Source organism: Haloplanus natans DSM 17983 (assembly GCF_000427685.1).
GTDB classification, from domain to species: domain Archaea; phylum Halobacteriota; class Halobacteria; order Halobacteriales; family Haloferacaceae; genus Haloplanus; species Haloplanus natans.
On record NZ_KE386573.1, the window covers coordinates 2,846,981 to 2,871,000 of the forward strand.

At 66.7% G+C, this 24,020-nt stretch carries 20 protein-coding genes; 12 read left to right on the forward strand and 8 right to left on the reverse strand.

All coding sequences use genetic code 11. The features are described 5' to 3' along the window. Positions 1-111: 111 nt before the first annotated feature. The 3 genes from HALNA_RS16745 (at position 112) to HALNA_RS16755 (ending at position 3,543) form a co-directional block, all read left to right on the forward strand. The gene (locus HALNA_RS16745; RefSeq protein WP_049937482.1) at positions 112-1,188 is read left to right on the forward strand and encodes a tripartite tricarboxylate transporter substrate-binding protein; all 1,077 of its coding nucleotides are present in this window, start codon (positions 112-114) and stop codon (positions 1,186-1,188) included. A 187-nt stretch (positions 1,189-1,375) separates the two neighbouring features. Next, complete coding sequence (locus tag HALNA_RS16750) at positions 1,376-2,977, forward strand: tripartite tricarboxylate transporter permease (protein ID WP_049937483.1); 1,602 nt, start codon at positions 1,376-1,378, stop codon at positions 2,975-2,977. Next, complete coding sequence (locus HALNA_RS16755; protein ID WP_049937484.1) at positions 2,974-3,543, forward strand: tripartite tricarboxylate transporter TctB family protein; 570 nt, start codon at positions 2,974-2,976, stop codon at positions 3,541-3,543. Before HALNA_RS16750 ends, HALNA_RS16755 begins: the two co-directional genes overlap by 4 nt. A gap of 135 nt (positions 3,544-3,678) precedes the next feature. Here HALNA_RS16755 and HALNA_RS16760 read toward each other — a convergent pair whose 3' ends face one another. Next, positions 3,679-4,869: a CaiB/BaiF CoA transferase family protein gene (locus HALNA_RS16760; protein ID WP_049937485.1), complete on the reverse strand. Its 1,191-nt coding sequence runs from the start codon at positions 4,867-4,869 to the stop codon at positions 3,679-3,681. 124 nt (positions 4,870-4,993) lie between these two features. On the opposite strand from HALNA_RS16760, the gene HALNA_RS16765 reads away from it, so the two are divergent. From HALNA_RS16765 to HALNA_RS16790, 6 genes are all read left to right on the forward strand, one after another. Continuing rightward, the gene (locus HALNA_RS16765; protein WP_049937486.1) at positions 4,994-5,815 is read left to right on the forward strand and encodes a sugar phosphate isomerase/epimerase family protein; all 822 of its coding nucleotides are present in this window, start codon (positions 4,994-4,996) and stop codon (positions 5,813-5,815) included. Positions 5,816-5,953: 138 nt separating this feature from the next. Beyond that, positions 5,954-8,923 carry an FAD-binding and (Fe-S)-binding domain-containing protein gene (locus tag HALNA_RS16770; RefSeq protein ID WP_049937487.1) on the forward strand — a complete coding sequence of 990 codons (2,970 nt, stop codon included), beginning with the start codon at positions 5,954-5,956 and terminating at the stop codon, positions 8,921-8,923. A gap of 53 nt (positions 8,924-8,976) precedes the next feature. Further along, positions 8,977-9,405 carry a universal stress protein gene (locus HALNA_RS16775; protein WP_049937488.1) on the forward strand — a complete coding sequence of 143 codons (429 nt, stop codon included), beginning with the start codon at positions 8,977-8,979 and terminating at the stop codon, positions 9,403-9,405. Between the two features lie 186 nt (positions 9,406-9,591). After that, positions 9,592-10,374 (forward strand): enoyl-CoA hydratase/isomerase family protein, encoded by a 783-nt coding sequence (locus tag HALNA_RS16780; protein ID WP_049937489.1) that lies wholly within the window; start codon positions 9,592-9,594, stop codon positions 10,372-10,374. Continuing rightward, positions 10,371-11,336: a C-terminal binding protein gene (locus HALNA_RS16785; protein ID WP_049937490.1), complete on the forward strand. Its 966-nt coding sequence runs from the start codon at positions 10,371-10,373 to the stop codon at positions 11,334-11,336. Before HALNA_RS16780 ends, HALNA_RS16785 begins: the two co-directional genes overlap by 4 nt. 53 nt (positions 11,337-11,389) lie before the next feature. Next, positions 11,390-12,655 carry a CaiB/BaiF CoA transferase family protein gene (locus HALNA_RS16790; protein ID WP_049937491.1) on the forward strand — a complete coding sequence of 422 codons (1,266 nt, stop codon included), beginning with the start codon at positions 11,390-11,392 and terminating at the stop codon, positions 12,653-12,655. 33 nt (positions 12,656-12,688) lie between these two features. On the opposite strand, the gene HALNA_RS16795 is transcribed toward HALNA_RS16790, so the two are convergent. The 5 genes from HALNA_RS16795 to HALNA_RS16815 form a co-directional block, all read right to left on the reverse strand. Next, on the reverse strand, positions 12,689-12,886 hold the full coding sequence (locus tag HALNA_RS16795; RefSeq protein WP_049937492.1) for a hypothetical protein: 198 nt from the start codon (positions 12,884-12,886) through the stop codon (positions 12,689-12,691). Positions 12,887-13,004: 118 nt separating this feature from the next. Then, positions 13,005-14,060, reverse strand: a complete 1,056-nt coding sequence (locus HALNA_RS16800) for an isocitrate/isopropylmalate dehydrogenase family protein (protein WP_049937493.1) — start codon at positions 14,058-14,060, stop codon at positions 13,005-13,007. A 63-nt stretch (positions 14,061-14,123) separates the two neighbouring features. Continuing rightward, complete coding sequence (locus HALNA_RS16805; protein WP_084510093.1) at positions 14,124-14,717, reverse strand: response regulator transcription factor; 594 nt, start codon at positions 14,715-14,717, stop codon at positions 14,124-14,126. Beyond that, positions 14,714-15,919: a hypothetical protein gene (locus tag HALNA_RS16810; RefSeq protein ID WP_049937495.1), complete on the reverse strand. Its 1,206-nt coding sequence runs from the start codon at positions 15,917-15,919 to the stop codon at positions 14,714-14,716. Before HALNA_RS16810 ends, HALNA_RS16805 begins: the two co-directional genes overlap by 4 nt. A gap of 120 nt (positions 15,920-16,039) precedes the next feature. Continuing rightward, positions 16,040-17,152, reverse strand: coding sequence for a helix-turn-helix transcriptional regulator (locus tag HALNA_RS16815; RefSeq protein ID WP_211226034.1), 1,113 nt, complete (start codon positions 17,150-17,152; stop codon positions 16,040-16,042). Positions 17,153-17,345: 193 nt separating this feature from the next. Between HALNA_RS16815 and thiD the strand changes: the two genes are divergently transcribed. Continuing rightward, the gene (thiD, locus tag HALNA_RS16820; protein ID WP_049937497.1) at positions 17,346-18,722 is read left to right on the forward strand and encodes a bifunctional hydroxymethylpyrimidine kinase/phosphomethylpyrimidine kinase; all 1,377 of its coding nucleotides are present in this window, start codon (positions 17,346-17,348) and stop codon (positions 18,720-18,722) included. A gap of 140 nt (positions 18,723-18,862) precedes the next feature. Continuing rightward, positions 18,863-21,499, forward strand: a complete 2,637-nt coding sequence (mutS, locus tag HALNA_RS16825; RefSeq protein ID WP_049937498.1) for a DNA mismatch repair protein MutS — start codon at positions 18,863-18,865, stop codon at positions 21,497-21,499. Here the strand turns inward: mutS and HALNA_RS16830 are convergent. Next, positions 21,496-23,103 carry a thiamine pyrophosphate-requiring protein gene (locus tag HALNA_RS16830; RefSeq protein ID WP_049937499.1) on the reverse strand — a complete coding sequence of 536 codons (1,608 nt, stop codon included), beginning with the start codon at positions 23,101-23,103 and terminating at the stop codon, positions 21,496-21,498. The genes mutS and HALNA_RS16830 overlap by 4 nt on opposite strands. 189 nt (positions 23,104-23,292) lie before the next feature. On the opposite strand from HALNA_RS16830, the gene HALNA_RS16835 reads away from it, so the two are divergent. After that, entirely contained in the window at positions 23,293-23,880 is a 588-nt protein-coding gene (locus HALNA_RS16835; RefSeq protein WP_049937500.1) for an FAD-dependent oxidoreductase, read from the forward strand. On the opposite strand, the gene HALNA_RS20700 is transcribed toward HALNA_RS16835, so the two are convergent. Further along, the gene (locus HALNA_RS20700; RefSeq protein ID WP_169719056.1) at positions 23,814-24,005 is read right to left on the reverse strand and encodes a hypothetical protein; all 192 of its coding nucleotides are present in this window, start codon (positions 24,003-24,005) and stop codon (positions 23,814-23,816) included. The genes HALNA_RS16835 and HALNA_RS20700 overlap by 67 nt on opposite strands. Between the last annotated feature and the right edge of the window lie 15 nt (positions 24,006-24,020).

A 24,020-nucleotide genomic window follows, 5' to 3' on the forward strand; every position in this document is an offset into this window, starting at 1 on the left:
AATGCATATTTATGCAGTTTCAGAACGTATACGTCGTTGTCAAATTTAGTTGTATCGAGTGATCTTTTATTAGTAAACTATTTACCCTCTAGGATATGTTAACGATTGTCTATGCGATCGAAACTCAGCAGACGGCGGATGTTGCAGACAGCAGGGACGGTTGGTCTCGTTGGCGTCGCGGGCTGTTCCGGCGGCGGGGGGGGCGGCGGCAGTGGCGACGGAGGCAGCGGCGGCGACGGCGGGAGCGATGGCGATACCAGCGTGGAGTTCACCGACACCTCGTGGCGTCCGAACCGCAACGTCCGTGTCATCATTCCGTGGGGTGCCGGCGGCGGCACCGACACCATGACACGTGGAGTCATGAACCCCGCTCAGGAGCTCGCATCCGAGCAGGGCGTCAACGTCAACCTGACCTTCGAGAACATCACCGGGGCGAACGGGCTGAACGCGGCACGCCGTGTCCTGAACAACCCCGCGGACGGCTACACGCTCTTCCCGAGTACGAACTCTATCTCCCCGCATATCGCGACGGGGCAGGCGGACTTCACGCTCGACGACTGGGGCTACGTCGCCCGCGTCCAGCACGACACCAGTTGGCTCTACTCCAGCGGTCGTGACGGCACCGGCCACGACAACATCAGCTCGCTCGTCGAGAAGGCCGAGGGCGGCGACACCGTCAACATCGGCGCCGTCGGCGGCGTCACCGGCGCGGCATTCGCCGTGCTGGTGGCCGAGGCGGCCGGCATCACCGACAACACCAACATCGTCACCTACCAGGACGCGGGCCGGATGACGACGGACACCATCTCCGGCGAAATCGACGCCGCGTACGGCGAGATCCAGGAGCTACAGTCGCAGTACGAGGCCGGCGACATCAGCCTGATCGTCGTCGGCGTCGAGGACCGACTCGACGACTTCCCGGACGTGCCGACGACCGTCGAGAACGGCTGGGACGTGACCTACGGCCTCTCGCGAGGCTTCAACGTCAAAGCGGGGACGCCGGACGATGCCACGCAGTTCTGGTCCGACTTCGTCCAGCTGGGCATGGGCAGCGACCAGTACCAGCAGCTCGAACAGGAGACACTCCTGTACTTCCGTGAGGGGTACCAGGGCCCCGATGGCTTCCGTGAGACGATGGCCAACGAGGTCTCGATCTACCAAGAAGTCGTCAGCGCGCTCGATATGTAAGCGACGGCGCCGTCGACCGGCGCACAGCTTCCCGCTTCGAAACGCACACCGAGTACCTCAGAACATCGAGATACCACATGAGTCATACGAAAACTGTAATCACGGCATCCAAACACGCACGGCTAGCCTGGGCAGGGAGCATCGGCTCCCCTCGGGCGACGGGGCCACCCGAACGGAGAGGTAGCGAATGGTAGGCGGTCTGCTCGTCGGGGTCGGAAACGGCCTCGTCCCGCTGATCGTCCAGGATCTGATCGCCGGGTTCGGGAACGTCCTCACACCGTTCAACATGTTCCTGTTTTTGGTCGGGATCACGCTGGGCATGATGAGCGGCGCGATTCCGGGCCTGAACGGCACGATGACCGTCGTCCTGATGGTCCCCATCACGTACGCGATGGCGCCGGACTCGGGCATCATGATGCTCGCGGTTATCTACGCGGCGGCGGTGTACGCGGGGTCGATCAGCGCCATCCTGTTCAAGGTTCCCGGCGCACCGGAAGCGATCATGACGACCCTCGATGGCTACCCGATGAACCAGAACGGGCAGTTGCGGGAAGCGATCAGTACGGCGGTGTTCGCCTCGGCCTTTGGCGGCATCGTCGGCACGCTCATCCTGATTTTCTTCTCGCCCGTCCTCGCCGAGTTCGCGATCCAACTCTCCGATCCCGAGTTCTTCGCGGTCATCCTGCTGGGCCTCGCGCTCGTCTCGACCATCGGCGCGGGCAACATCACGAAGGCGACGATGATGATGTGTTTCGGCCTCTTTCTCGGCGTGTTCGGGTTCGACCCCCTCACGGGTGTCCCCCGGTTCACGTTCGACAGTAACTACCTCGCCAGCGGGATCGACTTCATCCCCGTCATCCTCGGCGTGTTCGCGTTCTCCGAGGTGCTGAAACAGATCCAGAGCGGCGGGAACCTGATCGGTGGCGGCGGCGAGGGCGGCGGCTCCGATTTCAGCCAGGCCACGTCCGGCTCGATGTTTCCCCCGCTCAGCTACTTCAAGCGCTTCGGTCGTATCCTCGGTGTCAACTCAGTGATGGGGACTATCATCGGCGTCCTGCCCGGCGCGGGCGCGACGACGGGCGCGCTGTTCGGATACACCTTCGGTCAGCGGCTGGTGCCCAAAAACGTCCGCGAAAAGTTCGGTACCGGCGTCCCCGAGGGCGTCGCCGCCCCGGAGACGGCGAACAACGCCGCCGCGAGCGGGGCGTTCGTCCCGCTCCTGACGCTCGGCATCCCCGGCAGCGCGACCACCGCAGTCATCCTCGCGGCCTTTATTCTGCACGGCATCCGGCCCGGTCCCTCGCTGATCGAGCAGCAGGGGCCGCTGGTGTACACCATCTTCGCCGCGCTCCTGCTGGCGAACGTGGCGATTCTCCTGTTGAACAAGCCGGTCGTCAAGCTGTTCTTGCAGGTGCGGCACATCCCGCGGGAGCTGTTGTTATCGCTCATCGTCATCTTCACCGTGGTGGGGGCGTTCGCTACCCGGAACATCATGGCCGACCTGTGGACGATGTTCCTCTTCGGCGTCGCCGCCTACTACCTGGAGAAGTACAACTACTCCGTGGCACCCATGGTCATCGGCCTGGTACTGGGACCGCTGGCCGAACCCAGCTTACGCCGCAGCCTCACCAAGGCCGGTGGCGACTGGATGGTGTTCTTCCAGCGGCCGGTGTCGGCCCTGATGATCATCCTCGCGGTGTTCACGTTCTTTATCCCACTGATTATGGACAGCACACAGTTCGGTGATCGAATCCGCGAACAGCTCGGCCTAACGGAGATGGAACAATGAGCGAGAAAGAGAGCAGCATCGAGACGCTTCGCGAACAGGCACCGCCGAGTGTCTCCCGGGACATCGGCATCACGGTGTTGTTCCTCCTCTTCGCCGTGGTGTTTCTCGTCCTCTCGGAGCAGTTCGCGGGCAACCGCATCTCGCAGTACGATCCCGGCTCGTCCCTCTGGCCGCGCGCGGCGCTGCTCGTCATCGTCGCCGCCGGCCTGTTGAACCTCCTCTTGCTCTACAAACGGGCACAGAAGAGCGGCGAGTCCGTCATCCCCTCGTTCTCCAGCGAAGTGAGGACTCTCACGAGGAAACAGCGGGAGTACATCCTCGCCATCGCGCTCTCCGTCGTGTTCTTCCTCTCGCAGAACTACATCGGCTTTTTTGTCTCGGCGCCGGTCTTCCTGTTCGCGTTCTCCTACGCCATCGGCTACCGCAACCTTCTGAAGCTGACGGTGTTCAGCCTCGTGACCGGACTCGTCGTCTTCTTCCTCTTCCGGAACGTGGTGAACATCGCACTCCCGTACGGTACGGGACCGTTCCGCGAGATCAGCATCTGGGCCGCGAACCTGTTCTGATTCGCGGCCGCGGTTTCGGTTTCGTCACGGTGACAGTGGCGCCTCGGCACCGGGCTCATAGTGATTATTGTAAGTCAGTACCGGTGGTTCGCTGACCCGTTCTGGCGAACCACCGGTAAACAGTTACAATAATCACTATCGGTCGTCGCCGAAGGCGCCGCCCTCACGCCACGCCTCGACTTGCTCCTCGTCGGCGACGGCGCCGAAGACTTCGTCGACATCGTCGCCGAGTCGCGGCGCCGGCGACCGGATCGACGTGTCGTGGTCGGGGAAGTGGATCGGATGCCCGGGCATGAGACACTCGCCCCAGTCGGGGTCGTCGTGTTCCTCGACGAGTCCGCGCGCCTCGCTCTGTTCGTTCTCGACGACGTCCTCGACGTTGTTCATCGGGCCGTTGGGGAAGCCGTACTCGGTGAGTCGATCGAGCCAGTAGTCGGTCGTCTCCGCGCGGAACTCCTCTTGGATGATGGAGACGACGGTCTCTTGCTGTTCGACGCGGTCGGCGTTGGTCGGGTAGTCGGCGAGTTCCTCGCGCCCGATCGCCTCGACGAAGTCGCCCCAGCGCTCGTCGCTCCCGACGCCGGTCACGATGTGGCTGTCCTTCGTCTCGAATAGCTGGTACGGCACGGAGGTCTGGTGACTCGTGCCCTGGGGACCCGGCACGTCGCCGGTCATCGAGTAGTTGGTGATGTACTCGTTGAGGAACGACACCACGGCGTCGTACAGTCCAACGTCGAACTCGCCGCCCTCGCCGGTTCGCTCGCGCTCGTAGAGGCGCGCGAGGATGCCGATGGTGGTGAGTAGGCCGGTGTTGAGGTCGCCGAGTGCCTGTCCCACCTTCACGGGGTCGCCGCCCTCGGGACCCGTGACGCTCATGATGCCGCCCTCGGCCTGGAGGATCAGATCGAGCCCTTTCTTCTCTTTCAGCGGGCCGGTCTTCCCGTAGCCCTTGATGCTGGCGTAGATGATGTCGTCGTTGACCGCGCGCACGTCCTCGTACCCGACCCCGAGTCGCTCGGGGACGCCCAGCGAGAAGTTCTCGATGAACACGTCGGCGTCGGCGAGGAGTTCGAGCACCGCCTCCTGCCCAGCCTCGGATTTCAGGTCGAGCGTGACCGACTTCTTGTTACGGTTGTTCACCATGAAGTACGCGGACTTCCCGTCGGGGCCGACGCCCTGACTGCGCGCCGGGTCGCCGACACCCGGCCGCTCCACTTTGATCACGTCGGCGCCCATGTCGGCGAGGAGGGCGCCACAGAACGGCGCCGCCCGGTGGACGGTGAGTTCGACGACGGTCAGATCGGACAGTGGACCAGTGCCTCTCATACCCCCCGTTCCATCACTGTAGTGATAAACACTTCCAGACCCTCGGTGAAGCTTCCAATCGACCGACATTGGCGGGTCGTGTGGCTTTATATCTGTCTGCATCCAACCCGGGAAAGATACCCATATGAGCCTCAGAGAGCGGATCGGCGTCGACACCGGACAGCGACTGAGCATCGCGGCGGCCGTCGAGTGGGCGGCCGACAACGACGTTCACTACGTCGACGTCTGTCTCGACGGGACGCCAATCGACCCCGACGGCTACGACGACGAGGTGGCGTCGATCCGGGCGACCTGCGCGGAAAACGACGTGAGCCTCGGCCTCCACACGCTGTCGGCGGTGAACGTCGCCGAAACGTCGGCACACATCGCCGACGCCGTCGATGACTACCTGCGTGCGTACGTCGACATCGGCGACCTGGTCGGGGCGGACCGGATCATCGTCCACGGCGGCTACCACTTCACCGACGACCGCGAGGACCGAGTCGCGGCGAGCAAGGCCCGCCTCCGCCGGGCCATCGAGTACGCCGCGGACGCCCACCCCGACCTCCTCCTCGAGAACCACAACGTCGAACCCGACACCTCCGAGATGCATTACGTCCCCGTCACCCTCGAGGAGGTGACCGACTACTTCGACGCTCTCGCGGCCCCGAATCTGGGCTGGGCGTTCAATCCACCCCACGCTCGCCAGTTCCCGGCGGACATCGAGGGCTACTTCGAGGCGCTGGGGCCGGACATCTGTGGCGAAGTCCGCCTCAACGACAACGACGGAGAGATAGAGGAACATCTCGCCCCCGGCGAGGGCACCCTCGATTTCGACGCGATGTTCCAACTGATCGAGAGCAGCGGCTACGACGGCCACTACATGCTCGCGTTCGGCACGCTGGAGGATATGCTCGACGGGCGGGAGTACTTGCTGGAGCGGTATTCGGGGCTTCCGAGCGCTTGAGGTCGGTCGTCGCCGGCGTCAGGCCGAGTCCCGGAACCTGACGGATCGGGGAGAAATTGGCATTCGATTGTATGTTATTCCAACACGAACCAACACACTTAGGCAGGCCCAAAGCGAGTCAGTAGTAATCTTCATATCATGGCGAACGGCGACACCTCGTTCGGCGGCGGCGGTCCGATGAGCGACTCCCGGGCGAACTACGATCACCGTAACGAGTCGGTCGAACGACCCGGACTGGCGAGTGACCTCGACGACCTGATCGACGGCGACGTGCGGTTCGACGACTACTCCCGGGAGCTCTACGCGACGGACGCGAGTATCTACGAAGTGACGCCGATGGGCGTGGTCTACCCCACGGCGACGGCCGACGTGGCCGCGGTCGTGGAGTACTGTGCCGACCGCGAAATACCCGTCCTTCCGCGGGGCGGCGGCACCAGCCTCGCCGGTCAGAGCGTCAACGAGGCGGTCGTCCTCGATTTCACGCGGTATATGGATTCGGTGCTGGAGGTCGACCCCGACGACCGGCTGGCGCGCACGCAGTCCGGCACCATCCTCGCGGAGCTCAACCGGGCGCTCGAACCCCACAGCCTGAAGTTCGCGCCCGATCCCTCCACCGCGAACCGGAGCGCGATGGGGGGCGCCGTCGGCAACAACACGACCGGCGCCCACTCCCTGCTGTACGGCAAGACCGACGCCTACGTCGAAGAACTCGAAGTCGTCCTCGCGGACGGGACGGTGACGACCCTCGGTGAGGTGACCCTGGCGGAACTCGAAGCCGGCGCCGACCCCGATGGAGATCCGGAGGAACGCCTCTACGCCGAGGTCCACCGGATCGTCGAGGAGGAGAGCAACCACGTCGAGGAGCGGTTCCCGGACCTGAAACGCAACGTCTCCGGCTACGCCCTCGACGTAGTGGTCGAGGAGGCCGAGTCGGGGTCGGTCAACCTCGCCCGTCTGATCGTCGGCAGCGAAGGGACACTCGCCGTCGTGACGGAGGTGACCGTCTCGCTCGAACCCCTGCCGGAGACGAAAGCGCTCGGCCTCCTGACCTACGACAGCCTCCTCGACGCGATGGAAGACGTAGACGCCATCCTCGACCACGAACCCGCGGCACTGGAGGTGCTCGACGGCGTCCTCGTCGACCTCGCCCGCGAGTTGGAGGAGTTCAAGGACGTACTCGCCCTGCTTCCGGATCGGACGGACACGTTCCTGCTCGTGGAGTTCTACGCCGACACCGACGCGGAACGCCGCGAGAAGGTCGAGGCGCTCCTGGAGGACCGCGTCGGCGACATCGCGTTCGACGGGCTCGAAGCCTACGAGGAGGGCGATCAGAAGGACTTCTGGAAGATGCGCAAGGCGTCGACACCGATCCTGCTCTCGCGAACGACGGACGCGAAACACATCGCGTTCATCGAAGACGTGGCGGTGCCGCCGAAACACCTCCCGGAGTTCATCGCGGACTTCCAGCAGGTGTTCGAGGACCACGACACCATCGGCAGTTTCTACGCCCACGCCGGTCCCGGCTGCATCCACGTCCGCCCGCTGGTCAACACCAAGACCGAGGAGGGCATCGCGCAGATGGAGTCCATCGCCGACGCCGCGACCGACCTCGCGGTTCGGTACGACGGCTCGGTGTCGGGCGAACACGGCGACGGCCGGGCGCGCACCCAGTGGAACCGGAAGCTGTACGGCGACCACCTCTGGCAGGTGTTCCGCGACCTGAAGACCGCCGTCGATCCCGACTGGCTGCTCAATCCGGGAACCGTCTGTGGCGACGTCGACATGACCGAACACCTCCGGTTCGACGCCGACTACGAGTTCGACGCCGGCTTCGACCCCGCGCTCAACTGGGACATCGACAACGGGTTCCAGGGCATGGCCGAACTCTGTCACGGCTGTGGCGGCTGTCGCGGGACCCAGGAGACCACCGGCGGCGTCATGTGCCCCACCTACCGCGCCAGCCAGGAGGAAATCACCGCCACCCGCGGCCGGGCCAACCTGCTCAGACAGGCCATGAGCGGGAACCTCGACGACGAGGCCACCGACGTGGAGTTCATGCACGAGGTGCTCGACCTCTGTATCGGCTGTAAGGGCTGTTCGAAGGACTGCCCCAGCGAGGTCGACCTCGCGAAACTGAAAGTCGAAGTCGCCAACGAGTACCACCAGCGCCACGGCTCCAGCCTCCGGGACGAACTGTTCGCGAACATCGACGCGCTGAACGCGCTCGGGTCGAAACTCGCGCCCCTCTCGAACTGGGCGGCGAAGGTGCCCGGCGCCCGCCTGCTGATGGAGAAGACGGTCGGCATCGCGCGGGACCGCTCGCTCCCCACCTTCCACCGCGAGTCGCTGGTCGACTGGTTCGACGCCCGTGGCGGCGCGCGAGTGGGCGAAGACGAGGCCGACCACCGCGTCCTCCTCTTTCCCGACACGTACACGACGTACAACGCGCCGGAGGCGGGGAAGGCGGCGGTTCGCGTCCTCGAAGCCGCCAACGTCCGCGTCGAGATTCCCGAGGCCGTGACCGGGAGCGGCCGCCCACCTCACTCGAAGGGCTTTCTCGACTTGGCCCGGGAGCAGGCGGCGACGAACGTCGACGCCCTCGCGCCCCGGGTTCGGAACGGCTGGGACGTGGTCGTCGTCGAACCCTCCGACGCCGTAATGTTCCAGTCGGATTATCTGGACCTCCTCTCGGGGCCGGACGTGGAGACGGTGGCCGCCAACAGCTACGGCATCATTGAGTACGTCGACGCCCACCGCCTCGACGAGGCCCTCGACGTCGACGCGCCCGACGAGACGTTGACCTACCACGGCCACTGCCACCAGAAAGCGACGAAGAAGGACCACCACGCAGTCGGCGTGTTGCGGCGGGCAGGCTACGGCGTCGACCCCCTCGATTCGGGCTGCTGTGGCATGTCGGGATCGTTCGGCTACGAGGCCGAGCATTTCTCGATGAGCACGGCCATCGGTTCCATCCTGTTCGATCAGGTCGACGCCAGTTCGGGCGACCGGGTCGTCGCCCCCGGCGCCTCCTGTCGCACCCAACTCGGCGACCACTACGACGGGAAGCCCCCGACACCCGTCGAGGCGCTGGCCGAGGCGCTCGTCTGAGCGCCGCCATCGGCACAACACTTAATCTCTCACCCGTCGCGCGGTGAGTAGAGATGGTAGTCGTCGCTGCAGTCGACCGATCGGGTGGGGAACGGATCGTCGCGGAAGGGCGAAAGACGGCCGACGCGCACGGTCTGGCGCTGCACGTCGTGCATACGCTCTCGGAGGCCGACTTCCGCGATCTCGAACGGGCGTCGTACGAGACGAGCGGGACGAGTCTCGACATGGAGCAGATCGAGTCGGTGGCGATCACGATCGCCCGCGAGGCCACCTCGAACGCCGGCGTCGAGGCGGACGAGGTGGTCGGTCTCGTCGGCAAGCCGTCCCAGCGCGTCATCGAGTACGCCGCGGACGTGGACGCGGACTACCTCGTCGTCGGCGGGCGGAAACGCTCCTCGGTGGGCAAGGTCCTCTTCGGGAGCGTCACCCAGTCCATCCTGTTGAACGCCGACTGCCCCGTGGTGACCGTTATGGAGGAGTGAGACGGCTCGGTGTGACCGTGTCCCGATGGGTCGCCGAACCGGCTCGACGACCCGCCGGTGTCGACGGACGACGGCCCGTACGAGGCGGACTACCGGACATCTCGGGAAGGCGATAATTCCGGTAACTCTACGGTAATCGTTTCCCCTTCGCACCACTTTATTAGAGCCTTCGGAGTCAGGATCGACATGGCATACGAAGCGTACGAGAGCATCTCCGTAGACGTATCCGGCGGCGTCGCGGTGATCACCTTCCATCGGCCGGAGAAGTACAACGCCCTGAGCACCGAGGTGTACTTCGATCTGGCGCGAGCGTTCGCCGAAATCCAGCTCGACCGCACCATCGACGTGACGGTCATCACGGGCGAGGGCGAGAAGGCGTTCTGTGCGGGCGCGGACATCCAGCAGTACGCCGGGCCGGCGGCGGAGCACGACCCGCGACAGAAGGACCGACAGGAGTTCTTCTACGAGGACGTTTACAAACGCGTCTACGACCTGCACTGCCCGGTGATCGCCAAGATCAACGGCTACTGCGTCGGAGGTGGCCTCATCCTCGCGGCCTTCTGTGACCTGCGCATCGCGGTCGACGACGCCAAGTTCGGCGTCCCGGTCACCGACATCGGCCAGATTCCCGGCGGCGGCTCGACCCACCGCGTCTCCCAGTTGATCGGCGAGGCCAAGGTCAAAGAACTCGTCTACACCGCCGGTATGGCGGAAGCCGACGAGGCGGAGGACATCGGCTTCGTCAACCACGTCGTCCCACGCGAGGACCTCGACGAGACGGTCGACGGCATCGTCGAGGCCATCCAGAACACCGGCCGGAAAGCCGTCAAGAACTCGAAGCGGGCGATCAACTACAGCGTGAACGCCCCGGACCTCGATACGGCACACGAGTACGAATCGGCGGTCTGGTGGGAGCAGTTCGCCACCGAGGAACGGGAGCGACTCGTCGACGAGTTCAACGCGGAATGACCGACCGAATCGTCGTCACCGACTACGACTTCCCCGATCTGTCGATCGAGTCGGGGGTCGTCGATGGCGCGGCCGACGTGGAACTGCGCGGCGAGTACGCCCGGACGCCCGACGAGGTTATCGAGGCCGCCGAGGGCGCCGACGCCCTCCTCGTCCAGTACGCCGAGATCACCGATGCGGTGTTCGAAGCACTCCCGGACCTGCGGGCCGTTGGCCGGTACGGCATCGGCGTCGACTCCATCGACCTCGACGCCGCGACGGCCCACGGCGTCCCGGTCGTGAACGTCCCCGACTACTGCATCGAGGAGGTGCCGACCCATACCCTCGCGCTTCTGCTCGCCTGCGTCCGCAAGGTGCCGAGCTACGACCGGGCGATCAAGGGCGGCGAGTGGGACTGGACGGCCGGCAAGCCGATCCGCCGGTTCACGGGGGCGACACTCGGCCTCGTCGGCTTCGGCAAACTTCCGCGGCGTCTGATCGAACTCGTCGAGGGGTTCGACCTCGAAATCCTCGTCTACGACCCCTACGTCGACGCCGCGACGGTCGACGCGGCGGGCGCCGAAACGGTCGACCTCGACGAACTGCTCGATCGGTCGCGATACGTCTCCGTCCACGCGCCCCTCACCGACGAGACGCGGGGGTTGATCGACGCCGACGCGCTCGACCGGATGCGCGAGGACGCCATCCTCATCAACACGGCCCGCGGCCCGGTGGTCGATTACGAAGCGCTCGCCGTGGCCGTCGAGGCGGGCGACATCGCCGGCGCGGGGCTCGACGTGCTTCCCGAGGAACCGCCGTCGACGCCGCCGCTCGATCACGACGCCATCGTTTACACTCCCCACGTCGCCTTCTACTCCGAGGAATCCGAGGAGACGATGCGCCGGACGGTGACCGAGGACATCCTCGGGATTCTGGGCGGCTCGGACCCGACGAACCCCGTAAACGACCTCGACGGGAACTGACCGCTCGCCCCAAATCTCGGAAGGATTTTACCCGATTCGACCAAGGGGCCGATATGGACGCAAACGACGACGCTGCGGACAAAATCCTCGACGGGATTACCGTCGTGGACCTGACGACGTTCGTCACCGGCGGGTTCGCGACGCTGATGCTCGCCAACCAGGGTGCGGAGGTAATCAAGGTCGAACGACCCGAACTCGGCGACGACAACCGCCACTCCGGACCGCCGTTCGTCGAACCGAACCCCGACTACGACGGCCCCGGCCGCACCGCCGACGCGAACGGCGAGTCGCCGTACTTCTGGACGATCAACTACGACAAGCTGAGCGTCGAGTTCAACCTGAAGACCGACTCGGGGCTTCAGGCGCTCTACGACCTCGTTGAAAAAGCGGACGTGGTCGTCGAGAACTTCCGGCCGGGGACGGCTGAGCGCCTCGGAATCGGCTACGACGACCTTCGCGAGGTGAACGACGATATCGTCTACTGCTCTATCTCGGCGTTCGGCGAGACGGGGCCGTGGAGCCGGCGACCCGGCTACGACCTGCTCGTTCAGGGGACGAGCGGCATCATGTCGGTGACGGGACCGGAGGACGGCGACCCCGTCAAGGTGGGCCTCCCCCAGACCGACCTCATCACCGCGATGTGGGCGGCCTTTGGCATCGTCGGCTCCCTGTTCCGCCGCGAACTCACGGGCGAGGGCGACCGGATCGAGATCGGGATGCACGACGCCGCGCTCCCGTGGCTGACCAAGCAGGCGGGGAAGGCGTTCGTCGGCGAGGAGACGAAACGGATGGGGACGAAAGACCCCGTCCTCGCGCCGTACCAGGCGTATCCGACCGCGGACGGCTACCTCAACGTCGGGTGTGCGAACCAGAAGCTCTGGAGCGAACTCTGTGAGGCCATCGACCGGCCCGATCTGATCGACGACGACCGCTTCGCCTCCAACCCCGACCGCGTCGCGAACATGGACGAGTTGGAGGAGGAACTGTCGGCGGTGTTTCGCGAACGGCCGACCGAGGAGTGGGTCGACCTGCTGGCCGAGGACCACGGCCTCCCCGTCGGCCCCGTCTACGACGTGGCGACCGCCCTCGACAACGAGCAGACGGAGGCCCGCGGCGTGATCCGGGAGCTAGAGCATCCGGCCCTCGGCACCGTGCCCGTCGTCGAACATCCGCTCAACTACGAACACGCGACGGCCGGGTTCGAGGAGGCGCCGCCGCTACTGGGTGAGGACACCGAGGCGATCCTCGATGGACTGGGATACGACGAGGGTGAGATCGACCGCCTCCGCGAGGAAGGTGCGATTCCGGGCGACGAGTAAGGTGAGTCGGTCGCAGACGAATCCGTAACGCGGTCACACCGACCGATCGACGACGAACGTCACGCCGTCGCAGGCCGGGCACTCGATCGCATCGGCGTTGTCGACGGTAACCGTCGTACTCGACGAATGCACGAGCAGGTGGTCGGTCGGCCTCGCGATCTGCCGACCGCAAAGCGGGCACTCGACGACGCCCGCACGGACCTGCTCACGGAGGACGACGTTTCCGGACACGTGACCGATCCTCTCAGGTAGGTAGGTTGCGTACAGTGAGGAATAGGCGTGGCGGTCCCGACCCCTCGAACGCATCGGTCGCTGCGTTCGGTCCCGGGACGGCGAGCGTGCGGCGCGTTCAGAGCCGGCCTCGTAGCTCCGTCGCGACGGCTTCGGTCCCCGCACTCCCACCGAGGTCGGCCGTCCGGGGCGCGTCGGCGTCGGCCAACTGCGCGGCCACCGCGTCCCACAGCGCCTCGGCGGCGGCGTCCTCGCCGAGGTGTTCGAACATGAGCGACCCCGAGAGCACGGTCGCGAGGGGGTTGGCGACGCCCTCACCCATGATGTCGAACGCGCTGCCGTGGACGGGTTCGAACATCGAGGGGTTGTCGCGACCGGGGTCGATATTCGCCGACGGCGCGAGGCCCATACTCCCCGTGACGATGGCGCCCACATCGGTGAGGATATCGCCGAAGAGATTCGAGCAGACGACCACGTCGAACGCCTCGGGCCGCCGAACCAGATCCATGCTCGCGGCGTCGACGAGGAGGCGTTCCACCTCGACGCCGGGGTACTCCTCGCTCACCTCCGCGACGATGTCGTCCCAGAACACCATGCCGTGGGCCTGCGCGTTCGACTTGGTGACGTTCGTCAGGTGGCCCGAGCGCTCGGTCGCCGCCTCGAACGCCGCGCGGACGATGCGCTCGGTGCTGCGGCGGGTGTAGACGGCGCTCTGGACCGCCACCTCGTTCGCGTAGCCGGCGTGTTCCCGGCCGCCGATGTCAGCGTACTCGCCCTCGGTGTTCTCGCGGAAGACGAGGATGTCGATGTCGCCGCCGGCGTAGCCTTTCAGCGGACTGTTGACGCCCTCGAAGAGGACCGCCGGGCGCTCACAGATCGTCTGGTCGAAACCCTTGCGGATGGGAAGCAGGAGGCCATTGAGCGTGACGTGATCCGGCACCTCGGGGTGGCCAACGGCGCCGAGGAGGATGGCGTCGTGGGGCGCCAACTGATCGAGGCCGTCGTCGGGCATCATCGCGCCCGTGGACAGATAGCGGTCGGTACCCCAGTCGTAGCGCGTGGTCTCGACATCGAAGCCGTGAGCCGCGGCGGCGGCGTCGAGAATCGGCAGCGTCGCGTCGACGACTTCCGGTCCGATCCCGTCGCCGGGGATGAGCGCGATATCGTACGACATGACCGTCGACTCGACGGACGCATACAAAAAGGTGTGATACTTCCGCTGGAGCGATCCGGGCCGTTACGCGTCCGGACCGAAGGGAAGCAGGTCGTCGTCCCGGCCGCCATCCGTCGACGCCCGCCGGAGAAGCGGGTCGTCGAGGTGGTGAAGGTCGATCCGGGTCGCCAACTCCGAGAGTTCGGCTTCGAGGTCGGCGTACGTCCGGTCGTTCCGGAGTACGGAGCGAGACTCGGTTTCCAGCAACGCCGCCTGCTTCGAGAGATTCGAGAGATATCGCTCGACCGTCTCCGGGACCGCCTCCCGCCGGAGCAGCGACTGCACGAGGTCGAGGTACGCGTCCCGTTCGACCGGCTTGGTCAGGTAGGCATCGATATCGAGGTCGACGATCCGAACGTCGGGGATCGCCGCCGACACGAACGCGACGCGAGGGGAGAGAGAGCTGTCACGGAGTTCGGCGAGCACCTCGTCACCCGAAACCCGGGGCATGTGTCTGTCGAGCATCACCACGTCGATCCCCTCGTCACACCGATCGAGCGCCTCGGCGCCACAGCCGGCGCAAACGACCGTCACGTCCAAATCCGCGAGCCACAACTCGTAGAGGTCGAGCAACGCCGGTTCGTCGTCAGCGATCAGCACACGAGGGGCCGACGTCATCGGTTCCCCCCACGGTTGCCGGGACCGTCGTTGCCCGAGTTGCCCGCGTCGTCGCCGTCGCCGTCGTTGCCCGAGTTGCCCGCGTCGTCGCCGTCGCCGTCGTTGCCCGAGTTGCCCGCGTCGTCCGAGTTTCCGGAGTTACTAGGGCTGTCGTCGCTGTCGTCTCCGTCGTCACTGTTACCTGTCTCGTCCGAGTTGCCCGCGTCGTCCGAGTTTCCGGAGTTACCGGGGCTGTCGTCGCCGTCCTCACCGTTGCCTGCCTCTCCCGAGTTTCCCGGCGCGTCCTCGTCGGCTTCGTCGGATTGGCCGGCTTCGTCGGCTTCGTCGGATTGGCCGGCTTCGTCGGCTTCGTCGGATTGGCCGGCTTCGTCGGCTTCGTCGGATTGGCCGGCTTCGTCGGATTGGCCGGCGCCGGTCGATCGGTTTCCGGACGCGCCGGCGTTCCCGTTACCCGGATCGTCGGGAGGTCCGGCGTCGTCGGCGTTCTCGGACCCCGACTCGCCGTTCTCGGACTCGTCCTCGTCGTCATCCCGCGCCGGTTCCGGCAGTTCGTCCGGGCCGCGTTCGGGGTCGAGTTCCCGGCCCTCGTCGTCGCCGGCGATGTCCCGCGCGATTTCGGCTACTTCGGGACCGCGGAGTTCGTCGGCGTCCGCGCGCAGTCGGTCGAGTTCCTCGCGGCTCACGCCGCGGGCTTCGAGTGCGGCGGCGGGGAGGTCACGCGAGACGGCCTCGCTGGAGTCGAGTTGGGTCTGCACCGCTCGAATCTGGGCGGCCGTGACCGCCATCCGAGCACGGTACTCGCCGCGCGAGATGTCGCCCGACCGTCTGGCCTCCCGGAGGTCGGTCTGGGTCTCGCGGAGCCGCTGGAGTCGGTCCCGGGCCGTGTTGAGTTCCGTCGCCACGACGGCGGCTTTCGACTCGTTCGACCCGGCACGGGAGATCCGGGTCGCCAGCGTCCGCTCCTCGAGTTCGCCGTCGATCTCCGCTCCCTGCACGCCGACGACGGCGGCGAGTCGCTGGCCGGGCGCGAGCGATTCGGTCCCGTTCCCCGCCGTCTGCGGTGCCACCTGCTCGGTCCCCCCATCGGTCGCCATCGTCGTCCCCGCCGCCGGCCCCCCGAGAGCCGACACTGGCAGAGCCACCGCGCTCACGACGACGACGGCGGTGAGCGCGAACGCGACGACGTCCGGAGCGTCTCTCATCACGAACGGTCGTACGTGGGAGGACCCAATAAACCGCTACGAACCTCAAGAACGCTTAATCCGGATTAAACCGGCCGTAGGGGGAGCCTGAACCGCTGCAGTCGATCGATTTGGGACGTGTTATTCCGATGACGAGTCCTCGTCCGGGAGTTTCAACACGTTCTCGCGGCCGAGGCGGAACCCTTCGAGACTGCCGTCGTCGCGCAGATCGCGGACGATCTGGCTCGTCCGCGCCTCCGTCCAGTCGAAGGCCTCGACGATCTCCTGTTGTTTGACCCGACCGCCCTGGTCGTGGACGAACTGGAGGACGCGTTCCTCGTTGCTCAGGAGGTCCTCGCGGGCGTCGGGAGGCGGCGCGGTGTCGTTGCCGTCGTCGGCGTCGTCGCCGTTCGCGGGCGCGGTGTCTTGGCTCGTGTCGTTGCCGAACCGATCCCGGTAGCGCCACGCGACGGCCCCGACGACGGCGAGGAGACCGGCGCCGAGGAGGGGAAGTATCGACCTCGAGCCACCATCCGGCGTGGGGGTCGGGGCCCCGCCATCGCTGTCGCCACCACTACCGGCCGTCGTCGTCACCGCCGATGCCGGGCGAAGGACGACGCTCGGTTCGCCGGAGACGAAACTCGTCTCGGATCCGCGCCAGACGACCGCGTCGTCCCGACGCTCGTCGGGGTCGGGAGCAACGTCGGTCGTGGCGTACGTCGCCGGCCACTCGACGACGAGGCGGGTGCGCTCGTCGAGGAAGAGACCCTCGATGGCGTCGCCGACGCGGATCGTGTCGCCGTCGACGGCGGCGAAGCCCTCCCAGCGGAAGGTGTAGATGATGACGCCGTAGTCCGGCGGCGTCCGCCGCTCCGCCCGCACCTCGAAGCCGCTGGCGTTCATCTCCCGTCCGGTCGCGTTCTCGGCCGTTCGGACCGTCGAGCGCATGCGCGACGCGAAGCGATCGGAGAAGTTCGACGGGTTCGCCTCGATGTCGCTCCGGAGTGACTCGAACGCGTCGGTCGTGTTCTCGTCGTCGAGTCGCGTCCAGTACTGGACGGTCCAGGTCGCCGAACCGTCCCCGTCGACCGAGACGATCAGTCGGACGGAGTCGGTGTCGACCCCTTGCTGGTAGACCGGAGTACCGCCGAGTTGTGCGGTCGACGGCGACGGCGACGTTGGCTGAGTCGACGCGACGACCCCGGCACCGAACGCAGGACCGACCGCCAGCGATAGAATCAGCACGACTGTCACGAGGCGATCCGACGAGCCCATCCACATCTGCGTAGGCCTGCCTTCCAACCGACCGTAGATAGGTCTTGTCGCTTGGATCGGCGGCGATCCGCCCCATCACCGATAAATATCAGCCCGTAATACGCGTGAGTATGGCAACGACATTGGATTCGCGGGACGGACGCCCGGCGGGCCGGATCGGGGTGACGACAGCGTGACGCGTCGTCGTGCCCCCGTCTCGCCGCCGGTCGCGCTCACGATTGCCGGCAGCGACTCCGGCGGCGGTGCGGGCGTGCAGGCGGACCTGAAGACGATGGAGGCCCACGGCGTCTTCGGCACGTCGGTCGTCACCGCCGTCACCGCACAGAACACCGTCGGTGTCGATCGATCGCACGTCCTGCCGGTCGACGAGATAGAGGCGCAGTACCGCGCCGTCGACGACGATTTCGACCTCGGTGCGGCGAAGACGGGGATGCTCGCGGCCGAACCCGTGATCGAAGTGGTCGCGGACCGCGTCGCCGCCCTTGACGCACCGACCGTCGTCGACCCCGTGATGGTCGCGACGAGCGGCGACCGTCTGCTCGATGCGGACGCCGAAGCGGCCTACGAGGCGTTGATCGCCGAGGCGACGCTCGTCACGCCGAACGCCGACGAGGCCGCGGTGTTGACGGGAATCGAGCCGACCGACCGCGAGACGGCACGCGAGGCGGGCGAGGCGCTGGTGGCGATGGGCGCCGACGCCGCGCTCGTCAAAGGGGGGCACATCGACGGCGACGACGCGGTGACCGACACGCTCGTCGACACGCTTCCCGACGGGGAGCCGAGGGTACGCACGTTCGCCCACCCTCGGATCGACACCGAGGCCACCCACGGCTCGGGCTGTACGCTGTCGAGTGCCATCGCCGCCCACCTCGCACACGGCGAGACGCTCGGGTACGCCGTCGAGGCTGGGACGGCGTTCATGGAGCGGGCGGTCCGCTACAGCCTCGACGTGGGGCAGGGACCGGGTGCGGTCCACCACCTCGCTGCGCTCCGCGAGGCTGCCGACCGCCACCGAACCATGACCGACGTGGCCGAAGTGGTCTCGGCCTTCGTCGACCGCGACGTGTCCCGACTCGTCCCCGAAGTCGGCATGAACGTCGTCGGCGCCACCGCGTACGCCGAGGCGGTCGGCGAGACGGCCGCCGTCGAGGGGCGAATCACGCGCACGTTCTCGGGTGTCGCGCCCAACCGTGGCGTCAGACTCGGCGCCTCCTCGCACGTCGCCCGCTTCCTGCTCGCGGCCCGGGAGTTCGATCCCGACCTCCGGTTCGCGGTCAACTGCCGCTTCGACGACGAAACCGAGGCGGCAACGACCGAACTCGACGGCCCCGTCACCGAGTACGACCGTGACGCCGAACCCGCGGACGCGAACGGGACGATGGGCTGGGGCGCCCGACAGGCGTTCGGCGCCGTCGACCCCGACGACCCGACGCCCGCCGCGGTGCTCGACCGCGGCGCGGTGGGCAAGGAGGCGATCATCAAGGTGGTCGGAAAGACCCCAGAGGAGTTGGGCGAGCGTGTGTTCACCCTGCTCGACGCCGTCGAATGACGTTCGACGAGCCATCGCCTCCCGCCGATGACGCCGTCGAATGACGTTCGACGAGCGGTCGGACGGCGCCCGACGACACGGTGGCGGCCGAAGGGGCGGAGACCCACAGCGTTTTAGCCACCCACGGCCCGGGTGTGAGTATGACCGCGGACAGCATCGTGGGGGAGTTCCTCTCCCTGAAATCCGAGACGGACGCGGATCTGCTGGCGATGCAGTGTGGCGATTTCTACGAGTTCTTCGCGGAGGACGCCGAGTTCGTCGGCGACGAACTCGACCTGAAGGTGTCCGAGAAGTCCGCCCACGGCTCGACGTATCCGATGGCCGGCGTCCCAGTCGACGATCTGACGCCGTATCTGAAGGCGCTGGTCGAACGCGGCTACCGCGTCGCCGTCGCCGACCAGTACGAAACCGAAGACGGTCACGCCCGCGAGATAACCCGTGTCGTCACGCCAGGGACCCTGCTGGAGACGACCGATCCGGCGGCGCAGTTTCTCGCCACCCTCGTCGCCGTCGACGGCCGGTACGGCCTCGCTCTCGCGGACGTGACGACCGGCGAGTTCCTCGTGACGACGACGGACGCGGCGACGGACGTGGCGGCGGAACTCCACCGGTTCGACCCCGTCGAGGTGGTGCCGGGACCGACCGTCCGCGACGACGACGACGGCCTGCTGGCACGGATTCGGGACCGCACCGGCGCCTCGGTAACCGACTACGACGACGCCGCCTTCGCCCCCGGCCGGGCCGAACACGCCCTGCGCGAGCAGTTCGGCGACGCGACCCTCGATAGCGTGGGGCTGAATCACCGCGCCGGCGTCGCCGCCGCGGGTGCCGTCCTCGCGTACGTCGAGGAGACGGGCGTGGGCGTCCTGGACGCGATGACACGCCTGCAGGCGTACGATCCCGGTGACCACCTCGACATCGACCCCACCACACAGCGGAACCTCGAACTCACGGAGACGATGCACGGCGACCGCGAGGGCTCGCTGTTCGGGACGGTGGATCACACCGTGACGAGCGCGGGCGGTCGTCGCCTGCGTGAGTGGCTGACCCGTCCCCGTCGGGACCGGGCGGTCATCGACCGCCGCCTCGACAGCGTCGACGCCCTGAAGGACGCGGCGCTCGCTCGCGACCGGGTCCGGGAAGTGCTTGGCGACGCCTACGACCTCGAACGCCTCGCGGCGCGGGCGACGGGCGGGAGCGCGGGCGCGTCCGACCTCCTGTCGGTCAGGGACACCCTCGGAGTCCTCCCGGCGCTCGCGGAGGCGGTGGCCGACACCCGACTGGCCGACTCGCCGTTGCCGGCGGTCGTGAGTCGGCCCGACCGGGAGGCGGCGGCCGACCTCCGAGCCGAACTCGACGCGGCGCTCGCCGAGGACCCGCCGAAGTCGGTGACCGAGGGCGGCCTCCTCCGGCGCGGCTACGACGACGAACTCGACGACCTGCTCGACCGGTACGAGGAGGCCCGCGAGTGGCTGGACGGCCTCGCCGACCGCGAGAAAGAACGGACGGACATCACCCACCTGCAGGTCGACCGCAACAAGACCGACGGCTACTACATACAGGTCGGGAAGTCCGAAACCGACCGCGTGCCCGACGAGTATCGCGAGATCAAGACGCTGAAGAACTCGCGTCGGTACACGACCGACGAGTTGGCCGAGCGGGAACGCGAGATACTCCGCCTAGAGGAGGCCCGCGGCGAGTTGGAGTACGAACTCTTTCGGGAGTTGCGCGAGCGGGTGGCCGACCGCGCCGAACTCCTGCAGGACGTGGGGCGGACGCTGGCGACGGTGGACGCCCTCGCCTCGCTGGCGACCCACGCGGCGAGTCAGAACTGGTGTCGGCCGGCAGTGGTCGAGCCCGGACCGCTCGTCGTCGAGGCGGGACGCCATCCGGTCGTCGAGACGACGACGGAGTTCGTGCCAAACGGCGTCGAACTGGGGAACGGCCGGGGCTTTCTCCTCGTCACCGGGCCGAACATGTCCGGGAAGTCGACGTACATGCGCCAGGCGGCGTTGATCGTCCTCCTCGCCCAGGCGGGGAGTTTCGTCCCGGCCCGGTCCGCGACGGTGGGCGTCGTCGACGGCATCTACACCCGCGTCGGCGCGCTCGACGAACTCGCCGGCGGGCGCTCGACGTTCATGGTCGAGATGCAGGAACTGAGCAACATTCTCCACTCCGCGACCGAGGAGTCGCTGGTCGTCTTAGACGAGGTGGGGCGCGGGACGGCGACGTACGACGGAATCTCTATCGCGTGGGCGACGACGGAGTACATTCACAACGAAATCGGCTGTAAGTGCCTGTTCGCCACCCACTACCACGAACTGACGGCGCTCGCCGACCACCTGCCACGGGTGGCGAACGTTCACGTCGCCGTCGCGGGCGAGGACGGCGACGACGAGGACATCACCTTCCTGCGGACCATCGAGGACGGGCCGACCGATCGGAGCTACGGCGTCCACGTCGCAGAGCTAGCGGGCGTCCCCGCGCCGGTCGTGGATCGGTCGCGGGACGTACTCGACCGCCTGCGTGAGGAACGGGCGATCGAAGCACGGGGCGCCGAGACGGGGAGTGGCGGAACGACCCAGGCCGTCTTCGACCTGAGCGCCGGGACGATGCGAACCGGGGCGGACGGGGGAACTGAGCCGGAGCCGGAGCCGGTGCTATCACCCGAAACCGAGGCGGTGCTCGACGAACTCGAATCGGTGAACGTCGAGGAGACGCCGCCGATCGAACTGCTGTCGAAGGTGCAGTCGTGGCAGCGGCGGCTAGAGGATTAATCCAAGTCCGGCCGCGACAACTCCGTCTCGTGGCACGTGATGAACTCGAGCAGCACGGGCGTGCCGGCCTCGGTTTTTTTAATGCCGCGCTCGATTGCGTCGGCCACCTCTTTCGGCTCCTCGATCCGCTCGCCGTAGCCGCCGAGGCCCTCCGCGACGGTGGCGAAGTCGCCACCGAAGGGCGTGTCGTATCCCGCCATCTCGTAGTTGTTCAGCAGGATCGAGAGGATGGGGAGGTCGTATCGGACGGCCGTCTCGAAGTCGAGGCCGGTCATGCCGATGGCGCCGTCGCCCCAGACGTTGATACAGAGCTTCTCGGGGTGGGCGAGCTTCGCGCCCATCGCGAGCCCGAGGCCGTAGCCGAGCTGAGTGGTCTTCCCCCAGCCAATGTAGCCGAGCGGCTCCGGGGACTCCCAGAACGGTGCGAGGAAGTCGCGAGCGTTGCCCGCGTCGTGGGTGATGATCGCCTCGGACGCGTCGACGACGTTCGTCAGTTCGTCGATGACGCGGTAGGGGTTGATCGGTGCCTCGTTCGATTCGAGTTTGGGCTGCCACTCGTCGAGCCAGGCCTCCTTGACCGAAGCGATTTCGGCGGCGACATCGTCGGCACGGCCGCGGGGGCCGTCGAGGCGCGCGTCGGCCGCCTCGACCATCGCTTCGAGGACGAGTTTAGCATCGCCGAGGACGGCGTGGTCCGCCTCGATGTCCTTGTTCACGTCCGTCGCGTCGAGCGTCGAGTGGATGATCGTGTTGTCCGTCGGGACGGTAATGCCGTAGGCGGTGTCGGTAAAGCTGGTGCCGACGCCGAAGAGGAGATCACACTCGTCGAGGAAGTGTGCGAGCTGTCCGGGTTCGCTCTTCGAGCCCGCGCCGAGCGAGAACCGGTGATCCTCGGGGAAGGCGCTCTTGCCGTTGAGGCTGGTGGCGACGGGCGCCTCGACGAGTTCCGCGAGTTCTCGCAACGCCGCCCAGCCCTCGGCGTAGTGGACGCCCTGCCCGGCGTAGATGACCGGGCGCTCGGCGTCGAGCAGGCGGTCGACCGCGGCCGAGACGGCCTCGGGGTCGGCCCCGGGTCGGGAGGTGGGACCCGGCGTGTAGTCGAAGGGTGCGACCTCGTGGTAGAATACGTCTTTCGGGATTTCGACGACGGCCGGGCGCGGGCGACCGTTTCGCGCGGCGCTGAACGCCCGTCGAACCGTCTCGACGACGGCGTTCGCGTCCGTCAACTGCTCGCAGGACTTCGAAATCCCCTGGTAGTTGACGAGCGAACTGAACTTCGGGTCGGTGTCGTTGTTCGACTGGTCGTAGCCCGCGGGGAAAGCAACGAGCGGAACGGATTCGCCGTAGGCCTGGGCGATCCCCCCGAAGGAGTTCTCGGTGCCCGGGCCGTGCTGGCAGGCGAAGACGCCGACGGTGTTGCCCGACGTGACCCGACTTAGCGCGTCGGCCATGTGGGCGCCCGTGCGCTCCTGTCGGACGATTATCTTCTGAATCCCCTTCTCCGCGAGAATGCCCGTATCGAAGATCGGGTTCGACGGAAACCCGAAGACGTACTCCACTCCCTCCTCGACCAGAATATCCGCGATGGCTTCGGTGACATCCATACGACCGTCACTGGAGCATGTTATATAATGATATACGTCTCATCCCTCACGAATGTTTACTCTTAACCCACTCTAACGTCCGAAAACGTCGGATTAGCAGCACGACCGCCCGAAAATATCGACCGTCGATACCGGCGACCGGTTCGCCCGACAACAGGTCTATGAGCCTCCATCTCGATGTGTGCGAGTATGACACACGTAGCTGTCGTCGGTGGTGGTCCCGCAGGACTGAGCGCGGCGTTGTTCACGGCGAAAAACGGCCTCGAGACGACCGTCTTCGACACCGACGGGACGTGGATGCACAAGGCCCATCTGTTCAACTACCCCGGCATCGGCTCCATCGGTGGCGACGCGTTCATAAGCGTGACCCGCCAGCAGGTCGACGACTTCGGCGTCGACCGTCGGCAGGGGTCGGAGGTGACGGGCGTCTCGGCGGACGGGGACGGCTTCGTCGTCACGACCGGAAGCGAGGAGGTCGACGCCGACTACGTCGTTCTGGCGACGGGAGCGGACCGGAGCCTCGCCGAGGATCTGGACTGTGAGACGACAGAGGACGGCACCGTCGACGTGGGCGTCGAGATGGAGACGAGCGTCGCCGACGCCTACGCCACGGGCGCGATGGTGCGCGCCGAGGAGTGGCAGGCGGTCATCGCCGCGGGCGACGGCGCCGCGGCGGCGCTCAACATCCTGAGTAAAGAAAAAGGCGAACATTACCACGACTTCGACGTGCCGGGGGATGCGACCGAGACGTTCGGCGGGATGGTCGACGAGGGGTAGGCGGTGGGGAACGTCTCGGTCGCCACGGCCGAGACGGTCGGCGGGATGGTCGACGAGGGGTAGGCGGTGGGGAACGTCTCGGTCGCCACGGCCGAGACGGTCGGCGACAGGGAGTAGCGACCCAACGTACAAGCCGCCCG

Bases quoted from the DNA above. Each gene is read 5' to 3' on its own strand.
- HALNA_RS16775 (WP_049937488.1), top strand. From the start codon at position 8,977: ATGGTAGTCGTCGCTGCAGTCGACCGATCGGGTGGGGAACGGATCGTC.
- HALNA_RS16765 (WP_049937486.1), top strand. From the start codon at position 4,994: ATGAGCCTCAGAGAGCGGATCGGCGTCGACACCGGACAGCGACTGAGC.
- HALNA_RS16750 (WP_049937483.1), top strand. From the start codon at position 1,376: ATGGTAGGCGGTCTGCTCGTCGGGGTCGGAAACGGCCTCGTCCCGCTG.
- HALNA_RS16770 (WP_049937487.1), top strand. From the start codon at position 5,954: ATGGCGAACGGCGACACCTCGTTCGGCGGCGGCGGTCCGATGAGCGAC.
- HALNA_RS16835 (WP_049937500.1), top strand. From the start codon at position 23,293: ATGACACACGTAGCTGTCGTCGGTGGTGGTCCCGCAGGACTGAGCGCG.
- HALNA_RS16805 (WP_084510093.1), bottom strand. From the start codon at position 14,717: ATGACGTCGGCCCCTCGTGTGCTGATCGCTGACGACGAACCGGCGTTG.
- HALNA_RS16800 (WP_049937493.1), bottom strand. From the start codon at position 14,060: ATGTCGTACGATATCGCGCTCATCCCCGGCGACGGGATCGGACCGGAA.
- HALNA_RS16785 (WP_049937490.1), top strand. From the start codon at position 10,371: ATGACCGACCGAATCGTCGTCACCGACTACGACTTCCCCGATCTGTCG.
- HALNA_RS16810 (WP_049937495.1), bottom strand. From the start codon at position 15,919: ATGAGAGACGCTCCGGACGTCGTCGCGTTCGCGCTCACCGCCGTCGTC.
- HALNA_RS16760 (WP_049937485.1), bottom strand. From the start codon at position 4,869: ATGAGAGGCACTGGTCCACTGTCCGATCTGACCGTCGTCGAACTCACC.
- HALNA_RS16790 (WP_049937491.1), top strand. From the start codon at position 11,390: ATGGACGCAAACGACGACGCTGCGGACAAAATCCTCGACGGGATTACC.
- mutS (WP_049937498.1), top strand. From the start codon at position 18,863: ATGACCGCGGACAGCATCGTGGGGGAGTTCCTCTCCCTGAAATCCGAG.
- HALNA_RS16755 (WP_049937484.1), top strand. From the start codon at position 2,974: ATGAGCGAGAAAGAGAGCAGCATCGAGACGCTTCGCGAACAGGCACCG.
- HALNA_RS16780 (WP_049937489.1), top strand. From the start codon at position 9,592: ATGGCATACGAAGCGTACGAGAGCATCTCCGTAGACGTATCCGGCGGC.
- HALNA_RS16745 (WP_049937482.1), top strand. From the start codon at position 112: ATGCGATCGAAACTCAGCAGACGGCGGATGTTGCAGACAGCAGGGACG.
- HALNA_RS16830 (WP_049937499.1), bottom strand. From the start codon at position 23,103: ATGGATGTCACCGAAGCCATCGCGGATATTCTGGTCGAGGAGGGAGTG.